Source organism: Thalassotalea agariperforans (assembly GCF_053470345.1).
This window is the reverse complement of record NZ_JBQMWH010000002.1, coordinates 400,897-422,947: the sequence shown is the minus strand read 5'-3', so window position 1 is coordinate 422,947 and position 22,051 is coordinate 400,897. Positions and strand designations below refer to the sequence as shown.

Below are 22,051 nucleotides of genomic sequence, written 5' to 3'. Positions count from 1 at the left end.
AATACGCAATAACAACCTATTGTTTAAAATTAAAATGCTCAGTTAAAAGTTATAACTTAAGCTTACAGAGTATGTACGACCCGCATAACGGATACGGCTAATCGCTTGGTCATTACCACCAATATATTCGTACTCCTGACGATCATTCAGGTTATATGCACGAAGGTTTACTTTTAAACCTTTACCAAAGTTATACGACGCAGATAAATCTAAACGGCCACCAGATGTTTGGGTACGAGCTTCACTACCTAGGAATGAGGTGTTACCGCCAACACTTAATAATTTTTCGTCTTGCCAGTTATAGGCTAAACGAATACTTGCACCGTCATTTTCGTAATAACCAATCAAGTTATATGAATATGGAGCGATATTAGTCATTGGTAAACCATCACCTTCATCAAGTTCTATTTTAGTGAAGTTGAATACACCACCAAAGCCATTATATGGGTATGGTAAAAAGTCTAATTTTTGTTGAACGGCTAATTCATAACCGGTAACGGTAATTGGAATATCACTGTTATAAGTAGATCTAACCACTACTCGGCGGTTTTCAACAACATCACCATTTTCATCAACATAATCTTCGATTTCTTGACAACGAGGTAAGGCTTCACCTATTTCAACTTCTTCTAGTTGACCAACGCCCCAATATTCTTCATCGCCAATTGGACAAATGGTTCTAGTATCAATTTTACCTTCAATTTCTTTTCTAAATACGCCAACAGATAAGGCTGAACCTTCACGGTTATACCATTCTAATGAAAGGTCATAGTTAGTTGAGGTATATGGTAAAACTTCTGCTTTTGAGTTTTCTAATCTCAATGAGCTACCAGATGAGGTATATACTGGACTTGGGGTTTGCGCTAATAAGTTTGGACGAACAAGACCTTTAGAATAAGCCGTACGTAAAACTACATCTTCAGTTAAATCAACCGCAAGGTTAACTGATGGTAAGGTGTGGTCGTAATCATTTTCAGTTAATACCGCAATACCATTACCCTCATCATCAAAACCTTGACCAATAACATCATTGGTAGTTTCGATATAACGTACACCGGCATTACCGCTATATGTCATGTCGCCAATTTCACCTTCAAAGTTACTCATTAGGTAAACAGCATTGATGACTTGATCCGCTTCAAAATTTAGACGGAAGTTGGTATTTAAACCGAATGTTGGTTCATCAGTTCGGTGGTCTAATTTTACTGCAAAACCGGTAGGGTCTGCCATAGCAAAGTCTTCAACGATATTACCTTCATCGTCGTAAACAACCATATCTGTTTGTAGTAATTCTCTTAAATTTTCTGAGTCAATGCGCTTCCAGCCATTGTCAGAATTGTAATGATTTGGATAATCACCATTAAAGTATTCTGCTTGGTTAGCTGAAGATAAAGCATTAGCAAAAATAGTTTCTTGGTTTAATACTGATGTATTAGCACCACCACCGCCAACTGACACGTCAAAGGTAGATAAAAGCTCTCTTGAATGTCGGGCACCAAATTTTACACTGGTAATGTTAAATGATTCATTACCTATAGCGGTATAACGTTCAAAGTTAATTTCACCTGATTCAAAATCTCGCTCTGGACGCTGAACTCGACCTAAAGTGAAAAATTCAACACTGCGTCCACCTAAACCGTCAATTTTGTCTTGTAATTCATCTGGATCTTCCGGTAGTGATCCTGGAGGATAATCATTTGGTACACGAGGATTTAGGTTTGGATCTAGCGCGCTACTATTTGAACTAAGTCTCACGGTTTTCCAACCATTTTGATGGCGCTGCCATGCATCTTCTTCAGCAAGAGGGGTAAGAATGCCATTAACATCAGAATACTGAAAACTATCCCAGCCTTCTACTCTCGCATAAGCTTTGCTTAAGTCACCTTTACCTGTGTTAATAATACCGGTTAAACCTGTTGGTGCGTATTTATAACTTTCACCTGATTCTAAATCTTTATAAGTCGCCCAAGTTTTGTTTTGATGACGAATATCTAAACCGGTTTGTTGGAATTCGTTAATAGAATCAGATTTACTTAACGTACCGTCAATTAACCAATCATCAGCAACATAATTCGCGTAAAGGAAAACACCTTTAGCTTCTTCAGTGTACGACATTAAGCGGGTTGCTGGTGTCCAAGAAACGTTTGAAATTTCAGCAACGGTGGCAGCATATACAGGGATGGTAGCAAGATCCGGATGATGTATTGCTGGGTCGTAATTAGGGTTAGCATTATCACTTAATTTAATTGGCGTATCATTAGGATCATCAGAAAGCGTGACACGTTGGCTGATAATTTGACCTGAACGATCATTGGTTTGCATGCTAAATTGCACATCTTCCATGGTACTTTCACCAAGATCACGCTTGGTATACAAGAAGTTAGCACCAATTTTTAAATTTTCGGTGGCTTGGTATTCAATGTTACCGGTACCTGAAAAACGATCACCATGGTTGTTTTCACTTACTTGTGCTGCGTGACCAACTACTTTCACAATAGCTAATGGATCATTAATGCCATGTAGTGCTTTATAGTCATTTAAAGCTTCAGCTGTGATGAAATTAGTATCAACATTTGTATTGTTTGAAATAAGATTAAGCGAGTTATAATCTTTAAAGTTAGCAGTATCACGACGGAAGTTTTGCTCTGAACCAGCAATTTTCCAGGCAACCGCTAACTTATTTTTAATAATATGTTTAGAGCCTGAAAATCTTATTTGGTTATCCCAATTATCAGAAAGTTCTTCATAACGGCTACCAATGTTAATTGAATATTTTCCGTCTTTTTTACCAAGGGCACGTTGTAACTTTTTATCAACTATACCGGCAACACCACCTTCTTGCATGTCAGATGTTGGTGATTTAACAACGGTTACACCATCAAATACAGTAGCTTCAAATGAACCAAATGGGTTTGAACCACCAACAGCACCAGCGCTTCGGCTTGGTGTAGCAAAAGATTGACCTTCTGCAGTAGTTTTAACAAAACCACCTTTTAAACCACGTAAGTTAATTTCAGAGTTACGTTGACCATCTTCAGTATTAAGTTGAATGCCAGGAAGGGCTTGTAATGCTTCACCTAAATCAAGTGCAGGTAAACTATCCATATCGGTTGCAGAAATAGCATCAACAATTGAAGAAGCACCACGTTTTACATTAAGTGCATTTTCTAATGAACTACGAACCCCCGTAACTTCGATAGTTTCAATGGCTTCTTTGGATTTTTGACTATCGATAGCTGATTTTACTTCTTCTGCTAATACTGATGGAGAAAAAAGTGACATTAGTATGCTTGCAGAGCCGCCAATTAATAGCGCCCTTTGTAAACTTTCTCTCTTAGTATGTTCTTTGGTATTTCTCATGACCATGTCGCCTATATTTGGAATTAATTCTTATAGATTATAGTGTTATCTTCGTATTAGTGCGGTTAGCGCTAACATTCCCTCATATATAACACCAGATATTTCATCATTAGTCAATACTGAACATGATTAATCATTGTACGCATGATTTCGTACATGGATTATGCGTTATTTTATTTTTTTATATGGTAATTGGTGTTTTTTTATCTGAAAAATAGGATGATTAATCACAATCAATCAAATTGAGTCTTTTGTGTGGTGAGCGTGTGTTCAGTGCTTTGAGTTGACTTTATAGCGTTTATCTTTCAGCAGAATTATTAAACAAAGATAAACAGACCCCAGTTGTAAATTTAAGTTTGTTTGGCGTAAGTTGCGGTATGGGCAGGGCGCTTTGGTAAGCTATTTATTATAAAAAAGGTTATTGATATAAACATCAATAACCTTTTTATTTTTACGTGGTATTTTGTTTTAAACTTTTCGACTAGTAGTGCGTTTTTTCCAGTCTTTTGATACGTTATAACGCCATAATAAATGAATGAAAAAGTAACCCAAAATTGCAAAAAATACTGCAAGTACACCACAGCCAAGTAAAAATGCTGGGCCTATAGTTGATAAACTATCTACTACCCATTGCCAACTTGCCTCAAATACAAAGGCTTGTTCTTCACCACCAAGAATCCATGTTCCCACTAGATAACAAAAATAAAAAATAGCCGGCATTGTCAGTGGGTTAGTGATCCAGACAAGGGCGATAGATAAGGGTAAATTTGAATGTACTATAATAGCCATACCTGCTGCTAATACCATTTGAAATGGCACAGGAATAAACGCAAAAAATAAACCAACCGCAAATGCTTTTGCAATGGAATGGCGGTTTAAATGCCACAGGTTAGGATTGTGGAGTAAATCACCAAATATTTGTAAGTGTTTATTGGTTTTGATGGTTTGATGATCGGGCATCAAACGTTTGATAAATTTTTTAGGCATGGTCCCTCAAACGGCAATCACTATGGATAGGTGGCTTTTAACATTTTTTCTCGGTGCTCTATTGTCACTATTTTTGCCAATAGTGCCAGAGATTTCTTATGTAATTTTTTTGACAGTACTAGCGCTTGCTTGCTCGTTGCTAAAATTGAGTCGGCAATTGGTGGCTTTTATCTTAGGTTGTATTTGGATGTTGTTTAACGGTGCTAATTATAACCAAGCGCTGAATAACAACTCAATAACAAGCGAACAACTTTATCAAAAAAGCGTGATACTCACGGGGGAAATCGATAATTTAATTATCCCTAATTTATCGACTACACGCATAAACGTGAATGTTGAAGCGGTGAATCACATACCTTTAATTAAAAAAATTAAAGTGCGTTTAAGTTGGCAATCAGCACCTAAAAATCTCCAACAAGGGCAGCGCTGGCAGTTAGCGGTAAAGTTAAAACCAGCGCATGGGTTAGCAAACCAAGGTGGCTTTAGTTATCAAACTTGGTTAAGGCAACATCAACTGGTTGCTTCAGGTTACGTAAAAAAACAACAAGCTCAGTTAATATCTGAACATACCAGCTTACGTCAGCGTGGCTTTGATCATATATTTCATCGGGTAAAAGAGAAAAATGGCTACCCACTTTATCTGGCTTTAACTTTTGGTGTTAGAGATTCACTTACCAAAGATGATTGGCAAATATTAGCCTTAACCGGAACTCAGCATTTATTGGCTATTTCGGGCTTACATATTGGGCTGATCGCTGGTGCGAGTTATTATTTATTACTTTTTCTGTTACGCGTGCTACCTGTTCAGTATTTACCTAGCCGCGGGCAACGCTTGTTAAATCAACATAACTTACATTATTTAGTGATCATTTTTAGTGTTTTATGTGCCTTTTTTTATAGCTATTTAGCGGGTTTTTCAGCACCAACGAGCAGAGCCTTAATTATGCTGAGTTTATTTTGGCTTAGTAAATGCCTGCGTATTAAATTGAGTAAAACGCGACTGGTACTATTAACGTTATTTTTTATTTTATTGTTGCAGCCAATGAGTATTTTAGGGGCGGGCTTTTGGTTGTCGTTTTATGCGGTCATGATCATCTTTTTTATCCATTGGGCATGGCAGCATATTTTTGAACGTTTTGCTCGCTGGCAAAAATATTTAGCGTCTTTATTGTTAATTCAATTTGGGTTAACGCTGTTTATTTTACCTGTTGCGGCATTGTTACAAAATCAACTACCTAGTGCCGCTATATTAGCCAATATTCTTGCGGTACCATTTATGTCGTTGGTGGTGCTGCCATTAGTATTTTGTTCGGCAGTACTGGCCTTATTCACAGATATTGATTTTGTTGTTGAGTTGGCAATGCAAACGCTGAGTATTTTATGGCAATGGTTAAGTTTGTTTAAAAGCGTTGAAGAATCGTTAATTGTGGTGAGTGATCAGGCGATCATGCTACTTATGGTGACTTTATTTTGTGTTGTGTTTGTTTATTTAGCGACAAATAGAAAAAAAGCCAGTTGGGTTGTTGCACTGCTAGTCCCAATATTTTTGATAGCGTTTTCTGAACATTTTCGCTCGCACTTTAATAACGAACAAAATGACTACGTTAAACAATGGCAAGTTAAGATATTTGATGTTGGTCAGGGTTTAGCGGTGATCATTCAGAAAAACCAGCGGGTGATTTTATATGATACTGGCGCAAGTTATCCGAGTGGCTTTGTAATGGCGGAATCGGTGATCGCACCTTATTTAAAAAGTCAGGGAATTAACACCATTGATAAAGTGATCATAAGCCACAGTGACAATGATCACGCAGGTGGGTTAACTTGGTTGCGTCAGCATTTTATCATTAAACAGGTGATCGCTAATGATGTTAATTTAGCTGGCGATAAACCATGTTTGCAGGGAGAAACATTTGCATGGCAAGGTTTGCAAATTAATCAGCTTTGGCCATTAGAGCCAAAACTAGGTTCAGAAAATGATGATTCTTGTGTCTTTACTATTTCAGATGGCGTTAATCAGGTGCTATTCACCGGTGATATTTCACAAAAGGTTGAACAGCAATTATTGGCGTCGGTAGGAAACCAGCTAAGTGCTGCTATATTAATAGCGCCTCATCATGGCTCTAATACATCATCGTCAAGCGAGTTTATTAAAACGGTTAAGCCAACTTATGCGGTGTTTAGTGCTGGTTTTATGAACCAATGGCAAATGCCAACAGAAAAAGTTGTTACTCGTTATCAAGAATTAGCGATTAAAACCTTGAAAACCGCCGATAGTGGCATGATATCCTTTTACTTAACAGCCAATTCCATTGATGTTTTGGAATATAAAAAACATCAATATGCATTTTGGTTTGCTAATTAGTTGGTAACTAAACCATTTAACGCTAAAATGGCGGCAATTCGATATTTATTTAATTTCAGCTTTGGTTAGTGCTTAACTCAAGCGGAGGTTATTTATCTAGCTTTGACACGCATTTAACTCGCGTTTGTTAAAACTTTATAGAGACAGAGATCATTCATGAATAATCCTGCTTCTGCTACTACATGGCAGAATTTTAAACGTTTAATGCGTTACACCAAACCATATAAATATGGTTTAATCATTTCAGTAATTGGTATGTTTGGCTATGCCGCCATCGATAGCTTTTTTCTTGCGCAGTTACAGCCGCTTATTGATGAGGGGCTAACCGGTAAAAACCCTGATTTTATGCGCTATGCGCCGATTGCTTTAGTGTTATTAATGGCTGCGCGAGGTGTTTTTCACTTTATCGGCAACTTTACTTTAGCTTGGGTTGGTAATCATGTGGTTACGGATCTTCGTCAAATATTGTTTGATCACATCGTAAAAATGCCGGTCAGTTATCACGATAAAGAATCCACTGGAACGCTGATATCAAAATTAACTTATGACGCAGAGCAGGTCTTGCAAGCGACCAGTAAAGCGTTATTAACACTTGCTCAGCAAGGGGCTTTTGTTATTGGCTTATTGGCGGTGATGTTTTATAACAGCTGGCAATTATCGACTATCTTTTTATTATTAACTCCTTTTATTGCCATTGTTGTTTCTTATGTTTCTAAACGTTTTAGAAAGGTCAGCGCCGGTATTCAAAATACCATGGGTGAAGTAACAAGTGCGGCAGAGCAAACTTTTAACGGCCATAAAGTGGTATTAACTTTTGGTGGTGAGCAAAGAGAAAGTGAGCGTTTTGCCGGTATTAATAAACGTAATCGTCAACAACGAATGAAAATGGTGGCGGCAAAAGCGGTTAGTGTGCCTTCAATCCAAATAATTGCCTCATTAGGTATGGCCTTTGTTTTATATTTTGCCAACTTAGATTATATGAAGGATGTGATCACCCCCGGTGCTTTTACGACCGTATTAACCTGTATGGTGACATTACTTAAACCGATTAAACAATTAACTACCGTGAATGCTGAATTTCAGCGGGGTATGGCCGCTTGTATTAGTATCTTTGCCGTATTAGACAAAGATATTGAAAAAGATAAAGGTGGTAAAAGGCTGAGCCGCTCGAAAGGTGATTTTGAATTAAAAGATGTTTCATTTACTTATCAAGGTGAAGAAACCCCGTCATTAAAACATATTTCATTTAAAGCTAACGCTGGTGAAACGGTTGCATTAGTGGGCCGCTCTGGTAGTGGTAAATCAACGGCAAGTTCTATTTTATTGCGCTTTTATGATGTTGATGAGGGCGAGGTGTTAATTGATGGTGAAAATATTGAAAATTATAATTTAGCCGATTTACGCAAGCAATTTGCTTATGTGTCACAGCAAGTCGTGTTATTTAACGATACTTTAGCGAATAATATTGCTTATGGTCAGCCGGATGCGAGTGAAGCTGATATTATTGCTGCTGCAAAAAGTGCTCATGTGTGGGAGTTTGCTGAGCAAATGCCACAAGGGATAAATACCTATATCGGTGATAATGGTTCGTTGTTGTCAGGTGGCCAACGCCAACGTGTTGCAATTGCCCGTGCGATTTTATGTGATGCACCATTTTTAATTTTAGATGAAGCAACCAGTGCGTTAGATACTGAATCTGAACGTCATATTCAAGATGCTTTACAAAATTTACAAAAGGATAGAACCTCTATTGTCATTGCTCATCGATTATCAACGATAGAAAATGCCGATAAAATTATTGTTATGGAACAGGGACAAATTGTTGAGCAGGGAGATCATCAAAGCTTATTAGCAAAAGGTGGTGTATATGCACAGCTCCATAAGCTGCAATTTGGTTAATTAAAAAATTATAAAAAGAAAAAATCTATGCGCTTGATTGAAAAAGTCTGGTTTCATCATCACCGAGCAAAATATGTTTTAGTACCGTTATTATTGCCCTTAACTTTGTTGTTTTGGTTACTATCAAGCGCTCGCCGCATAGCGTATCGCTGGAAAATATTACCTTCAGTTAAGGTTGAAAAACCTGTGATTGTTGTTGGTAATATTGGCGTTGGTGGTAATGGTAAAACACCGGTTGTTTTGTGGCTGGTGGCTTTATGCCGAGAAATGGGTTTAACCCCAGGGGTGATCAGTCGAGGTTATGGTGGTTTAGCACCACATTATCCATATTTAATTAACCCTGCTTCAACGGTTATTGAAACGGGGGATGAAGCATTAATGATTTACCGTCGTAGCCAAGTCAATATTAGCATTGGTAGCGATCGGGTTAAGTGTGCGCAACAATTAATAGCCAAGGGCTGTGATATTTTAATTACTGATGATGGTTTACAACACTATCGTTTACAACGGGATATTGAGTTTATCGTTATTGATGGTAAACGCCGTTTTGGCAATCAGTTATTATTACCGGCAGGGCCACTTCGTGAAGGTTTATGGCGCTTGAATACGGTTGATTACATCATTAATAATGGTGAAAAACCTTTGGTAAATGAGATGCCAATGACATTAATACCAGGGCCTTTAATTAATTGCCTAACCGGTGAAAGTTGTTCCGCTGAAACCTTACGCGCTGAATTTAACCATGTTAATGCTATTGCAGGCATAGGTTCTCCAGAGCGTTTTTTTGCCACCACACGAACACTGGGCTTTATATTAAATCAGCAGCAAGGCTTTGTTGACCATCACCATTTTCAAGCGAGTGACTTCGATGAATTTTCAGATGATATTCCGTTATTAATGACAGAAAAAGACGCGATAAAGTGTTATGGTTTTGCTAAAGCAAACTGGTGGTATGTGCCAGTTGATGCTCGTATTCCTAAAATAGAAGAAAATTTATTGGTTAAGCGCATTGAAGCGTTAACCAATCAAACTTAATAAACGTAAATTGCAGTTATTCACTGCAGAGCAAAATTTAAAGAGAAGATTATGGCATTTGATATCAAGTTAATGGAAATTTTAGCCTGTCCTGTATGTAAAGGAAAATTAGCTTACGACCGTGAAAACCAAGAGCTTATTTGTAAGTTTGACAAAGTTGCCTATGCGATTGAAAACGACATTCCAGTGTTATTAGAAAACGAAGCACGTAAATTAGAGCAAGAGGCTTAAGCGAATGTCATTTGTTATTGTCATCCCAGCACGTTTTGAATCATCACGTTTACCAGGGAAAGTATTAGCAGACATATGTGGCAAACCAATGATCCAGTGGGTGGTTGAAAAAGCGCAAGCCAGTGGTGCCAGTAAGGTGATTGTGGCAACCGACAACCAACAAGTTGCGGATGTGGTTACAAGTTTTGGTGGTGAAGTTTGCCATACTCGTAGCGATCATCAATCGGGTACTGAACGTTTAGCTGAAGTGATGACTCAATATCAATTTCCTGATGATCAAGTGATTGTTAATGTTCAAGGTGACGAACCGTTTATTCCGCCAGCTAATATTGCGCAAGTGGCTGAAAATTTAGCGGGTCAACATAAAGCCCGTATGGCAACATTGGCTTATAAAATTTCTGACGTTGAAGAAGCGTTTAATCCTAATGCGGTTAAAGTCTTATGCGACAAAGATGGCTACGCCTTGTATTTTAGCCGCTCATGTATTCCCTATGATCGAGATAACTTCTTAAAAAATGATGATATTACAAGCCTAGGCGATCACTATTTAAGACACATCGGCATTTATGCTTACCGCGCCGGTTTTATTAAAGATTATGTTAGCTGGCCGGCAAGTCAGTTAGAGCAGGTAGAATCGTTAGAGCAATTACGGGTGTTATGGCAAGGTGAAAAAATTCATGTAGCAACGGCCAAAGAGCGTTTGCCAGTTGAAGGCGTAGATACGCCAGAAGATCTTGAAAAAGCACGAATGTTTGCCTCTAACTTATTAAAATAATTCACATTAAGTAAGTATATCTTGCAGCTGGTTTGAGGCAGCTAGCAAACGATTAAGCAGGTAAATGATGACGATCTTAACAGGAAAACAACTGATTGCGGGTACATGGCAAGTTGGCCTTAACGGACATTTTCAGGCTTATGATCCTGTATTAGGGCAAAACGTTGAGCCGGTAATGAGCTTTGCCAATCAAGATCAAATTCAGCAGGCATTAACTTCTGCCGCCCAAGCCGCCCCTGTTGTTTCAAAAATGAGTTTAGCTAAACGAGCAAAATTTTTGACCACCTGTGCCGACGAAATTTTAGCTCTTGGTGATGATTTACTTGCGCGCGGGGCGTTAGAAACGGGTTATCCTAAAGAACGTATCGCTACCGAACGAGAGCGTACCGTTAATCAATTACATTTGTTTGCCGAGCTAGTGCTTGCTGGTGACTTTCTAAATATTCGAATTAATACCGCACAACCTGAGCGCACACCTATACCACGACCTGATCTGCGTTATATTAATCAAGCCTTAGGGCCGGTGGTGGTGTTTGGCGCGAGTAATTTTCCGCTAGCGTATTCGGTTGCTGGTGGTGATACCGTATCAGCATTAGCGGCCGGTTGTCCTGTGATTGTTAAAGGACATAACTCGCACCCTAGTACATGTGAATTAGTTGCAATAGCGATTAATAATGCAGTGGAAAAGTGTCAGCTGCCAGCGGGGACTTTTTCAATGTTATTAGGTGACGGCAATGATATTGGCGAGCAGCTGGTATGCGCTCCTGAAATAAAAGCGGTTGGTTTTACCGGCTCAACCCAAGGTGGTATCGCTTTGATGAAGCTAGCGCAAAACCGTGCTGAGCCTATTCCCGTTTTTGCCGAAATGGGCAGTACGAATCCGGTTGTTTTATTGCCCAAAACCTTAAAAAAATCGTTTAAAACCATTGCCGAAAATTTTGTCACTTCTTTTAAAGCAGGAACGGGGCAATTTTGTGTTAGCCCAGGTTTGTTAATTGCGATTGAAGATGACAGCTTAACGGCCTTTATTTCAAAGTTGCAGTGTTTGATTAAGGACGTGCCTGCTGGGGTTATGTTAAACCAAGGTATTCATCAAAGTTATCAGAAAAATCTAGCAAACAGAATAGCGCATGATAATGTTGAAGTTATTGCTCAAGGTCAAACAGAAGTTAGCTCGAACGGCTGCTTTAGCCAAATGGCTTTATTAAAAACCGACGCCTCAACGTTTATTGGCTCTGCTGAGTTAAAAGAAGAAATTTTTGGCCATGCGGCATTATTAATTACCTGCAAAAACATTGATGAGATCATAACTGTAATTGAAAGCTTAGCTGGACAGCTTACCGGCACTATTCAAGGTAGTAATGAGGAATTAGCTGAGCATGCGAGTTTAATACAGTTACTGCAACAAAAAGTGGGTCGGTTAGTTATTAATAATTTTCCAACTGGTGTTGAAGTGTGTGAAGCTATGATGCATGGCGGGCCATTTCCAGCCTCTAGTGATAGCCGTTTTACCTCCGTTGGTACCGCTGCAATTACTCGATTTTTAAAACCTATCTGTTTACAAAACTACCCTGAAGTTCTATTACCTGAAGCATTACAAAATAGTAATCCGCTGACTATTAATCGCTTGGTTGATGGCGTTTATACGCGAGCGGCAATTGGTTAGTTAATGACGTGAAAAAAGCAGCGACTCAAATCAATAAGCTAAAAACCGATCCGCCAAGTGTTCGAAATAGTGTTCAAAATAATGCTCAAAATAGTACTCGAAATAGCACTCAACAAAGCCCTCAACCAAGTCCTCAACCAAGCCTTCAACAATGTTCACAGCAGAATTATCAAAAAATTTGGCAAACGGTACAACTTATACCCACAGGTAAGGTAGCAACTTATGGCCAAATTGCCGATCTAGCTGGCTTACCTGGGCGAGCAAGATTAGTTGGCCGCGCATTAGGTTTAATGCCTAAGCTTGGCTGGCATGGTAAACCTATCCCTTGGTATCGAGTGATCAATGCTCAAGGAAAAATATCATTACCAGTTAACAGTGACGGCTTTATTACGCAGAGGCAGTTATTACAACAGGAGCAAGTTGTAGTGTTAGGCAATAAAATAAAACTTGCTGAATTTCAATGGCAGCCAGATATAACTGAGCTGCTATTTCGTTTATCGTTTTAATGTATTTTTACACATGATAAAAAAAGCCCAGCGTATAGCTGGGCAAAAAATATAAGGGGAGAGATTTTTTAAAGAAGGGGATTAACCTTCGAGTAATTTTTTACCATTAATGGCAATTTTTCTTGGTTTTAACGCTTCAGGTATTTCTCTTTCTAGATCAATATGAAGCAGTCCATTTTCTAAATGTGCACCGATGACTTTGACATGGTCACCGAGTTGAAATTTCCGTTCAAAGTTTCGCTCAGCGATGCCTTGATGTAAAAACTTACGTTCTTTGTTGTCATCAACGGGAGTTTTGGTTCCGGTGACAATCAAAGCACTTTCTTTTGACTCTATATCGAGTTCATCTTCAACAAACCCGGCAATAGCCATAGTAATTCGATACTTATCTTCAGCAAGTAATTCGATATTATATGGAGGGTAAGTTGACTGTTTATCGGCACGTGATGCTTTATCAATTAGGCCAGCTAAATGATCAAAACCAATAAAAGAACGGTATAAAGGGCTAAAGTCTGTAGATGTACGCATAATATTCATATCCTATTTGTTTTTAAGCAATATGTTGTTATTTCAAATGATTAATTAATGAGTTGACCAGCAAAGGCTGCATCTTCAATTAACTAACTTTTTTGAAAAATACCTTTCCACAATGGAACAGGCGGTTTATGTAATCCCTATCGGCGACTACACTTTAATAGATGGGATTGATGAAATATTTTTCAAGATAAAAAACTAAAATATTTTTAAAATTAGTGTTGTTTTTAATGTAAGTTACTAAAAAATAAGTATAAAAAAAGATGATAAAAATATCATCTTTTTGTTTTTTAGCATTGGTCAGATAATTATTTTATGGTTTTTACATCACCGCTGACGGCTGAATTTTCATTGTCATCAATCACTGATGGTGCAATTGCCTGTAACGTTGATAATGCCATTTCATAATTAGGATGGCTTGCAATACTTTCAACTAATTCTTTATAAGCAATATTACCTTGTTGGTCGATAATAAAAATTGCCCGTGTTAATAACCCCATATCTTTGATCAACAAGCCATAATGCTGACCAAAGTCTCGCCACACCGCATCAGAAAGCACTTTTACTTTATCGATATTTTCAGCTTTACAAAAACGCTTTTGAGCAAAAGGTAAGTCATTGCTGATAGTTAAAATAACAATGTTATCGGATAACTGGCTAATTTCTTCATTAAAGCGTTTAGTTTGAAGTGAACAAACCCCTGTATCTAAACTAGGTACAACGGAAATTAAGACCACTTTGTTGGCAAAGTCAGCTAATTTTACCGGCGAAAAATTGGCATCGACCACTTTAAAATTTGGTGCTTGCTCACCAACATTCACTTGATGACCAATTAAGGTGACATATTTGTCACCCGCTTTAACAAGGTTGTTAGTTTCTGGGAAGTTATTTTCCGCTAAAACCTGGCCTTGATAAAAACAACTGCTTAATAGGGTTAATAGTGTGATTTTTTTCAATATTTTCATTTGTTGTGAACTATAATCAGTAGATAATAGGCAAGCTTAACTAGGTATGAAAAAAATGGCTATAGTTTTTCAAATAAACTATTGTTCAGTGATACTTTTGCTATAGTAGAGTAAAGCTAAAATAATTTAAGTAATTGGAATTAATATATATGTCGACACGTCTGCTGATTTGTGATGATTCTAATATGGCGCGCAAGCAAGTTGCCCGCTCTCTACCGGATGGTTGGGATGTAGATATTAGTTTTGCGGCCAATGGAGCCGAAGGAATAGAAGCGATAAAAGCAGGGAAAGGGGATGTTTTATTACTGGATTTAAACATGCCAGTGATGGATGGTTATGAAGTATTACAAACCATAGTTAAAGAAGATTTACCAACGCTCACCATTGTTATCTCTGGTGATATACAGCCGGAAGCTCATCAACGAGTAACTAGTCTTGGCGCTTTAGATTTTATTCAAAAACCCGTCAATAAAGAAAAATTAACTGAAATATTATTAAGTTATGGCGTTTTCACAAAAGAAGAAACTCTAGCAAGTGAGCAAAAGCCAGAGCAAAAACGTGTTGAAGATGTTAAAGAAAATCATATTGAAGTGGTTCATGAAGCCGTCGAATTTGAACAGCTTGATAACAATTTACGCGATTGCTACCAAGAAATCGCCAATGTTGCGATGGGACGTGCCGGTGATTTATTAGCGCGTTTATTAAATGTGTTTGTCATGCTGCCCATTCCTAATGTTAATTTGATTGAAGTGAGTGAAATTAACATGGCGCTGTCTGCCGTGAATAAAGAAACCACGTCAGGTGTCTGTCAGGGGTTTATCAGTTCAGGTATTTCGGGTGAAGCGTTATTAATTATTAATGATTCTGGCTTTAAAGATATTGCTACTTTGATGAATATTGAGCCACCACAAAATGAAAATGCAGAATTAGAATTATTGATGGATATGGGCAACGTACTGATTGGCGCATGTTTAAAAGGGGTGTCAGAGCAATTAGACGTATCTTTTAGCCAAGGCCATCCTGTGGTGCTTGGTCAGCATATAAATGTGAATGAACTTATTTCATCATCATCTAAACGTTGGCAACGTACCTTAGCAATTGAAATTAGTTATGGCATTGAAAATCACCCAATTAAATGTGATTTGTTATTACTCTTTACTGAGCAATCAATGAAAACGCTGAATAATAAATTAGCTTATCTGATGGATGAGTAATTTATGTGTTACTTAATAATGGTTAGTTTGGAAAATATATGTCTATAGATTCAGATCAATTACATGAATTACATTGGATGATGGAAATGCTCCACACCATTGACGTTGGCTTAGTGGTATTAGATCGTGACTATCAAGTGCAAATTTGGAATGGTTTTATGGAAAACCATAGCGGCTTAAAACCTGCAGAAGTAAAAGATAAATTATTATTTAGTTTGTTTGAAGAAATTGATCAAGAATGGTTTACCCGTAAAGCAGATTCTGTTTTTTTGTTAAAAAATAAAGCGTTTACTATTTGGGAGCAGCGCCCGTATTTATTTAAGTTTCAAAACTATCGCCCGATCACCGGCTCTGCCGAGCACATGTTTCAAAATACCACCTTTATTCCGTTAATGGCGGCAGATGGCCAAGTTTCCCACTTATGTTTATTAGTGTATGACGTAACAGATAATGCCGTGCATAAACAAACGTTAGAAACTGCTAATGCACATTTAGCGATGTTGAGCCAAACAGATGGCTTAACTCAGCTATTTAATCGTAGTCATTGGGAAAAATGTTTATCATCTGAATATAAACGCTGGACACGTAGTAATAACGTTAGTTGTTTAGTGATGTTAGATATTGATCATTTTAAAAAGGTGAATGACAAGTACGGTCATATTGTTGGCGATGAAGTTATTCGTCACTTAGCTAATTTGGCCAGTTTACACGTACGAGAAACCGATATTTGTGGTCGCTATGGTGGTGAAGAATTTGCGGTTATTTTGGCGGATACTACTTTAGAAAATGGTCAGATATTTGCTGAGCGACTTCGGGAAGAAGTGGAAAAATCAATCGTTAAATATAATGATATTGAACTTAGCTATACAATTAGTGTTGGGGTGGCAGAAATAACACCTACCTTTAAAAATCATGAGGCATGGATAGAAGCTGCTGATGTGGCACTTTACCAATCAAAAGCAAATGGCCGAAATAAAGTAACCTTGTACCCAAAAGAGCAGCCGTTAAAGTAGCAAAAATACGATAAAAAAACGCATCCAGTATTCCTACTTGATGCGTTTTTTTATGCTAGGTTTTAAGCTATAAGCTTTAAGCATTTTGCTTGGTATTAGTTTATAAACCTGCCGCTTGTTTTAAAGCTTCTGCTTTATCAGTTTTTTCCCAGCTGAAAGCAGTAAAGGTGTCATCACCTACAGTCATTTCAAACGGCTCACGACCAAAGTGACCGTATGCCGCTGTTTGACGATACATTGGGTGAAGTAGGTCTAACATTTTAGTAATGCCATAAGGGCGTAAATCAAAATGTTCACGTACTAATTCAACTAATTTCTCTTCAGAAATTTTACCAGTACCAAAGGTATCAACTGAAATCGAGGTCGGCTCTGCCACACCAATGGCATAAGAAACTTGAATTTCACAACGATCCGCAATACCCGCAGCAACAATGTTTTTAGCTACATAACGACCAGCATAAGCCGCACTACGGTCAACTTTTGATGGATCTTTACCAGAGAAAGCACCACCACCATGACGCGCCATACCACCGTAGGTATCAACAATAATTTTACGACCTGTTAAACCACAGTCACCTACAGGGCCACCAATAACAAAACTACCGGTTGGGTTGATATGATACTTAGTATTTTCGGTTAATAACTCAGCTGGTAATACATGCTTAATAATGTTTTCCATTACCGCATCATGTAAATCTTGTTGTTTAATATCAGGGTTATGTTGCGTAGAAAGTACCACAGTATCAATAGATACAGGCTTACCATCTTCATAAATAAAAGTAACTTGGCTTTTTGCATCAGGACGCAACCAAGGTAAAACACCTGATTTACGCGCTTCAGCTTGGCGCTCAACTAAACGATGAGAATAGTATAATGGCGCCGGCATGAGCGTTTCAGTTTCATTGGTAGCATAACCAAACATTAAACCTTGGTCACCAGCACCTTGTTCTTCAGGGCTTTTACGATCAACACCTTGTGCAATCTCTTGTGATTGTTGACCAATTAAGTTCATAATGCCGCAAGTTTCGCCATCAAAGCCAACTTCTGAAGAAGTATAACCAATATCACAAATAACTTGGCGAGTGATCTTTTCTAGATCTACCCAAGCAGACGTTGAAATTTCACCAGAAATAATAGCTACCCCTGTTTTTACCATAGTTTCACAGGCTACACGGGCGTTTTTATCTTGTGCAATAATCGCATCTAAAACCGCATCAGAAATTTGATCGGCAATTTTATCCGGATGACCTTCTGATACTGATTCAGAAGTGAAATAGTAGCTAGACATAAAACCTCATAATATTTTTACAAAGTATTTGATGAAATTTACACTCGCTCTAATGGAGCGGGATCGGCATCAAACAGGTTAAATTTTTCGCAATTCTACCTCTAAAAAAAATGGATTGATAGTTTTTTTACGCCTAGACGTCTAAATGGCTTAAATAATTTGTGGTCATGCAATAAAAACGAGGGACTAGATACAAGTTATAAGCAACAAGTTACAAGTTACGAGGTACAAGATACGAGGTACAAGATACAAGATACAAGCAACAAGTTACAAGTTATAAGATACAAGATACGAGATACGAAGAGGAGTTACTGGTACAAGAATGATCTTTGGGCGGTGTTTTATTTAGCAGTTAGGCCACTTGTCGGGGAAGTGCTTAATGTTGTTAATTGCCAAGGGTAATTAAAAACTCGTTGAATGGTGTCACTAAATGTTTGGCTTGCTAACCAAATAGCAGGTTTGCTTGCTTGAGTTGTTAATAAGTTTTTCTGAGTTAATATATTTTTAAGCTGTTTGGCTACCGGTAAGCCAGTGTCAATTAATTCTATTTCATTACCAATGAGCTGGGCTATTTGCTTTGTTAGCATAGGGTAGTGGGTACAACCTAACACTAGCTTGTCGATACCTTTAGTTTTTAGCGGTAATAAATATTGGCTTAATAATGCTAATGTTTGCTCATCATCAAATAAGCCTTGTTCTATTTGTTGCACTAAGCCAGGACAGGGCTGAATATATATTTCGGCATTACCGCTGTGGGCTTTTACTAAAGCTAAAAAGCGCGTGTTATTGGCCGTTGCTTGCGTCGTTAAAATTGCTACTTTTTGCTTTTTAGTGGTTAAGGCGGCAGGTTTTATTGCCGGCTCCACACCAATGACAGGAATGTTAATGCGTTTACGTAATTGGTCAATGGCAATAACGGTTGCGGTATTGCAAGCAATAACAATAGCTTTAACGTTTTGAGCAATAAAAAAATCTGCAATTTCATTGACCCGTTGAATAATAAACTCGGGAGATTTTTCGCCGTAAGGGGCATATTTATTATCAGCTAAATAAATAAAGTGTTCATCAGGTAATAACGCTTTAATATCATCAACAATAGTTAATCCGCCAATACCGGAGTCAAAAATACCAATACTAGCGTTAGCGGCATTAACGGCTAAAAGATCTGTCGCTGAATTATCTGTTTCTGTATTTAACATTGTTGCCTGAGGCATACTGGGTAACATTGGATATTGAAATATAAAGAATTATTGTTGCTTTGATGGTAGCGCGAGCGAGGTATCAATGTAAACTAGCGGTGTTGTAAATTATCAACTAATTGTTTTATCGCTTGACGGCTTAAACAATATTATTCACCAGTACTTAAATTAGTATTTAAAACTTAAATTAGCACTTTTATTACTTTTCTCATGAGCAAGAGAATGAGCATAATTAATAAAAGTAAACCTTCCAGAATGCCGTTGTCGACGTCAGCCCTTGAACACCGTGTGCTCAAGGCGGGTCTTGCATTATCACCGTAGGCTTCCTGATACGAGCCAGGCTTGCACAATAGTGAAAAATTAAAACCCTGAAGTAAAACTTATCGGCTCAGGGACATGGTTAACAACAAACATCCCAGAAGGCTTGTCAGCATTATAACAAAAGTAGAAAAGATTAATAACAATAAATACGATTAAGCGCGTTTTATTGATTGATCGCTCAAAGCGTGTTCGATAGTTGATTGTAAAAGAGCAATTTTACTTTCAGTGTTGATTTTTTCTTGTGCAGATTGCTGTTGCAGCTTCAATAAATCGTTAGCTAAATTTAACGCTGTCATTAATATCGCTTGCTCAGGATTGGCGCAAGAGCCTTTTTCTAATAAGCTGGTTAAACGTGAATCAAGTTCATTGGCCGCAGCAATTAAAGCAGACTCTTCACCACTTGGGCAGCCAACTTTTAATGTTCTTCCATTAATTGAAATATTTACTGCGGATTTACCCATGGGTAATCAAGCTCCAAGCTTATGAATAAAAAATAACAGATAAGTGCTTAATTTTTAGCTAAAAAAGCAATTTACGAACAACTTACCTAGATATCTGAAAATATAACGATCCTCCACTGCCGATGCAAGCATTAACTGATCAAACGGCCAAATTGATGATTGATCGCAATATTCACTGTCATCATCGCTGTTTTTCTGGTGTCAATGCTATTGGCAATGGTAGGATATTACCCTCTGTACCATGGAGCTATTTTTAAATTATGCCCGATCAAACTCAAACCCTTTTTTCTACTTTTCAAGCTGTTATCACATCCAATGGTGTGATTGCTCATGCCTCAGAAATGCATGGCACAATAACCGGTTTAATTTGTAGTGGTCTCGCTTTTGAAAGTAATGACTATTTACCTATGCTTAATGACTGTTACAACAATGGTGAGCCATTACCTGCGGAAGTAAAAAGCCAGATCAAAACGATATATTCAGAAATTTGGCAAACTATTTTAGACGACAGTTTTGGTTTTCAATTAATGTTACCTGATGACGACGATGCGATCAGCGAACGTAGCAATGCACTAAGTGCTTGGGTTCAAGGTTTTAATCTAGGGTTTGGTTTACAACATAAAGATATGCCGGTTACTTCGGAAGATGTGAAAGAAGTGATCGCAGATTTTTCTGAAATTGCTAATTTATCAGACGAAGTTGACGAAGATGAAGCCAGTGAACAAGCTTATTATGAAATAGGTGAATATGTTCGTATTTCTGCCTTATTAATTTTTTCTGAGCTTGGTGAACCGCCGGTTGATACCAGCAAAAAAGAAACAATTCATTAATTTCGACACATTCAACACTTATAGCAAGCTTATGATCAAAAACACCTTATTACCGGTAACAGAGTTTATTACTCGAAGAGCGGCCTTTTTAGCACAAATGCCTGAGAATTCGGTGGCGTTATTTCCTGCAGGTAAAGAAGTTACCCGTAGTAACGACACGGAATATTTGTTTTGTCAAAATAAAAACTTTTATTACCTAACCGGTTTTAACGAACCTGATGCTTTGTTGTTATTAATAAAAGGAAAAGACGGTGAGGCTGACGATCAAAGCATTTTGTTTTGTCGCGAAAAAGATCCTTTACAAGAAGTGTGGCATGGCCGACGAATTGGTCCTGAGGTGGCACAAAGCGAATATCAGTTTACTGCTTGTTTTACGGTAAATGATATTGAGCAATATGTTCCTGATCATCTTGATGGTAAAACACAAGTACAGTTATGCCAAGGCGATAATGCTGAGTTTGAACAACAAGTACTAACTTGGTTTAAACAGTTAAAGTCAGCATCAAGGCAAGGGAAATTAGCACCTAAAGCTTTGGTTGATTGTAGTGATGTTATTCACGAAATGCGCTTGTTTAAATCGACTGCCGAGCTTGAGGTGATGCGTAAAGCTAATGTGATCAGCGGCCAAGCGCACCAAAGGGCTATGGAAAAAACCGTTGATGGTAAGCTTGAATATCAAATAGAAGCTGAAATTTTACATGAGTTTGCTCGTCATGGCGCTCGTTTTACTGCCTACAATTCAATTGTTGCCGGTGGCGATAATGCCAATATTTTACATTACACCGACAATCAAGATGTGTTAAAAAATGGTGATTTATTATTAATTGACGCTGGCGCAGAGTTAGCCGGTTATGCGGCCGATATTACCCGAACGTTTCCCGTTAGCGGCCAATTCAGTGAACCACAAAAAGCTCTATACCAATTAGTGTTAGATGCACAAAATGCCGCGATTGAAGCGATAAAACCCGGGCAAAGCTTAGCTAACTTAAATGCTATTGCCAGTGAAGTGCTAACCACAGGTTTGCATCAGTTAGGTTTATTAACAGGCGATTTAACAGAGTTAATTGCCGATAATGCCTGTAAAAAATATTTTATTCATGGTTTAGGCCATTGGCTTGGTTTAGATGTTCATGATGTTGGGGATTATGGCATTGCTGTCGATGAAAACGGACAGCGTAAACAGGCGCGTGCTTTTGAAGCAGGCATGGTGATGACCATTGAACCAGGTTTATATATTCCACTTGATGATCAAACGGTAGCTGAACAATGGCGTGGCATAGGTATTCGTATAGAAGACAATGTATTAGTGACTGAGCAAGGCTATGAAAACTTAACCGTTAACGCACCAAAAACTATTGCTGAGATAGAAGCTGTCATGGCGAAAGCTCGCCCTTAATGATAA

The 22,051-nt window shown here is 38.0% G+C and carries 18 protein-coding genes and 1 other RNA gene; 11 read left to right on the top strand and 8 right to left on the bottom strand.

Annotated elements, in window-relative coordinates:
- Nucleotides 1–42 precede the first annotated feature (42 nt).
- Entirely contained in the window at nt 43–3,360 is a 3,318-nt protein-coding gene (locus tag ACSLUO_RS05030) for a TonB-dependent receptor (RefSeq protein WP_448246741.1), read from the bottom strand.
- A gap of 468 nt (nt 3,361–3,828) precedes the next feature.
- Nucleotides 3,829–4,347, bottom strand: a complete 519-nt coding sequence (locus tag ACSLUO_RS05025) for a DUF2062 domain-containing protein (protein WP_448246739.1) — start codon at nt 4,345–4,347, stop codon at nt 3,829–3,831.
- On the opposite strand from ACSLUO_RS05025, the gene ACSLUO_RS05020 reads away from it, so the two are divergent.
- The 7 genes from ACSLUO_RS05020 (at nt 4,346) to ACSLUO_RS04990 (ending at nt 12,824) form a co-directional block, all read left to right on the top strand.
- Complete coding sequence (locus ACSLUO_RS05020; RefSeq protein WP_448246737.1) at nt 4,346–6,712, top strand: DNA internalization-related competence protein ComEC/Rec2; 2,367 nt, start codon at nt 4,346–4,348, stop codon at nt 6,710–6,712. The genes ACSLUO_RS05025 and ACSLUO_RS05020 overlap by 2 nt on opposite strands.
- Before the next feature lie 156 nt (nt 6,713–6,868).
- Nucleotides 6,869–8,611 carry a lipid A export permease/ATP-binding protein MsbA gene (gene msbA, locus ACSLUO_RS05015; RefSeq protein ID WP_448246735.1) on the top strand — a complete coding sequence of 581 codons (1,743 nt, stop codon included), beginning with the start codon at nt 6,869–6,871 and terminating at the stop codon, nt 8,609–8,611.
- Between the two features lie 27 nt (nt 8,612–8,638).
- Nucleotides 8,639–9,646, top strand: a complete 1,008-nt coding sequence (gene lpxK / locus ACSLUO_RS05010) for a tetraacyldisaccharide 4'-kinase (RefSeq protein WP_448246734.1) — start codon at nt 8,639–8,641, stop codon at nt 9,644–9,646.
- 51 nt (nt 9,647–9,697) lie between these two features.
- Nucleotides 9,698–9,877, top strand: coding sequence for a Trm112 family protein (locus tag ACSLUO_RS05005; protein ID WP_448246732.1), 180 nt, complete (start codon nt 9,698–9,700; stop codon nt 9,875–9,877).
- 4 nt (nt 9,878–9,881) lie between these two features.
- The gene (kdsB, locus tag ACSLUO_RS05000; RefSeq protein WP_448246731.1) at nt 9,882–10,652 is read left to right on the top strand and encodes a 3-deoxy-manno-octulosonate cytidylyltransferase; all 771 of its coding nucleotides are present in this window, start codon (nt 9,882–9,884) and stop codon (nt 10,650–10,652) included.
- Nucleotides 10,653–10,716: 64 nt separating this feature from the next.
- A complete protein-coding gene (locus tag ACSLUO_RS04995) occupies nt 10,717–12,318 on the top strand; it encodes an aldehyde dehydrogenase (NADP(+)) (RefSeq protein WP_448246729.1) in 1,602 nt (533 codons plus the stop codon).
- 8 nt (nt 12,319–12,326) lie between these two features.
- A complete protein-coding gene (locus ACSLUO_RS04990) occupies nt 12,327–12,824 on the top strand; it encodes an MGMT family protein (protein WP_448246728.1) in 498 nt (165 codons plus the stop codon).
- A gap of 81 nt (nt 12,825–12,905) precedes the next feature.
- On the opposite strand, the gene ACSLUO_RS04985 is transcribed toward ACSLUO_RS04990, so the two are convergent.
- Together ACSLUO_RS04985 and tpx are read right to left on the bottom strand one after the other, a co-directional pair.
- Complete coding sequence (locus ACSLUO_RS04985) at nt 12,906–13,352, bottom strand: Hsp20 family protein (protein ID WP_448246726.1); 447 nt, start codon at nt 13,350–13,352, stop codon at nt 12,906–12,908.
- Nucleotides 13,353–13,666: 314 nt separating this feature from the next.
- Nucleotides 13,667–14,323: a thiol peroxidase gene (gene tpx / locus ACSLUO_RS04980; protein WP_448246724.1), complete on the bottom strand. Its 657-nt coding sequence runs from the start codon at nt 14,321–14,323 to the stop codon at nt 13,667–13,669.
- A 149-nt stretch (nt 14,324–14,472) separates the two neighbouring features.
- Here tpx and ACSLUO_RS04975 point away from each other — a divergent pair, with 149 nt between their 5' ends.
- On the top strand, nt 14,473–15,537 hold the full coding sequence (locus ACSLUO_RS04975) for a response regulator (protein WP_448246723.1): 1,065 nt from the start codon (nt 14,473–14,475) through the stop codon (nt 15,535–15,537).
- A gap of 38 nt (nt 15,538–15,575) precedes the next feature.
- Complete coding sequence (locus tag ACSLUO_RS04970) at nt 15,576–16,550, top strand: sensor domain-containing diguanylate cyclase (RefSeq protein WP_448246722.1); 975 nt, start codon at nt 15,576–15,578, stop codon at nt 16,548–16,550.
- 100 nt (nt 16,551–16,650) lie between these two features.
- Here the strand turns inward: ACSLUO_RS04970 and metK are convergent, their stop codons facing one another.
- The 4 genes from metK to ACSLUO_RS04950 form a co-directional block, all read right to left on the bottom strand.
- The gene (gene metK, locus ACSLUO_RS04965; protein WP_448246720.1) at nt 16,651–17,838 is read right to left on the bottom strand and encodes a methionine adenosyltransferase; all 1,188 of its coding nucleotides are present in this window, start codon (nt 17,836–17,838) and stop codon (nt 16,651–16,653) included.
- 341 nt (nt 17,839–18,179) lie between these two features.
- Nucleotides 18,180–19,037, bottom strand: coding sequence for a glutamate racemase (gene murI, locus ACSLUO_RS04960; protein WP_448246718.1), 858 nt, complete (start codon nt 19,035–19,037; stop codon nt 18,180–18,182).
- 243 nt (nt 19,038–19,280) lie between these two features.
- Nucleotides 19,281–19,462: non-coding RNA, 6S RNA (gene ssrS, locus ACSLUO_RS04955), on the bottom strand.
- A gap of 48 nt (nt 19,463–19,510) precedes the next feature.
- Nucleotides 19,511–19,819 carry a cell division protein ZapA gene (locus ACSLUO_RS04950; RefSeq protein ID WP_448246716.1) on the bottom strand — a complete coding sequence of 103 codons (309 nt, stop codon included), beginning with the start codon at nt 19,817–19,819 and terminating at the stop codon, nt 19,511–19,513.
- A 260-nt stretch (nt 19,820–20,079) separates the two neighbouring features.
- On the opposite strand from ACSLUO_RS04950, the gene ACSLUO_RS04945 reads away from it, so the two are divergent.
- Nucleotides 20,080–20,649: a UPF0149 family protein gene (locus ACSLUO_RS04945; RefSeq protein WP_448246714.1), complete on the top strand. Its 570-nt coding sequence runs from the start codon at nt 20,080–20,082 to the stop codon at nt 20,647–20,649.
- Between the two features lie 31 nt (nt 20,650–20,680).
- Nucleotides 20,681–22,045 carry a Xaa-Pro aminopeptidase gene (pepP, locus tag ACSLUO_RS04940; protein WP_448246713.1) on the top strand — a complete coding sequence of 455 codons (1,365 nt, stop codon included), beginning with the start codon at nt 20,681–20,683 and terminating at the stop codon, nt 22,043–22,045.
- The last annotated feature ends 6 nt before the right edge of the window (nt 22,046–22,051 follow it).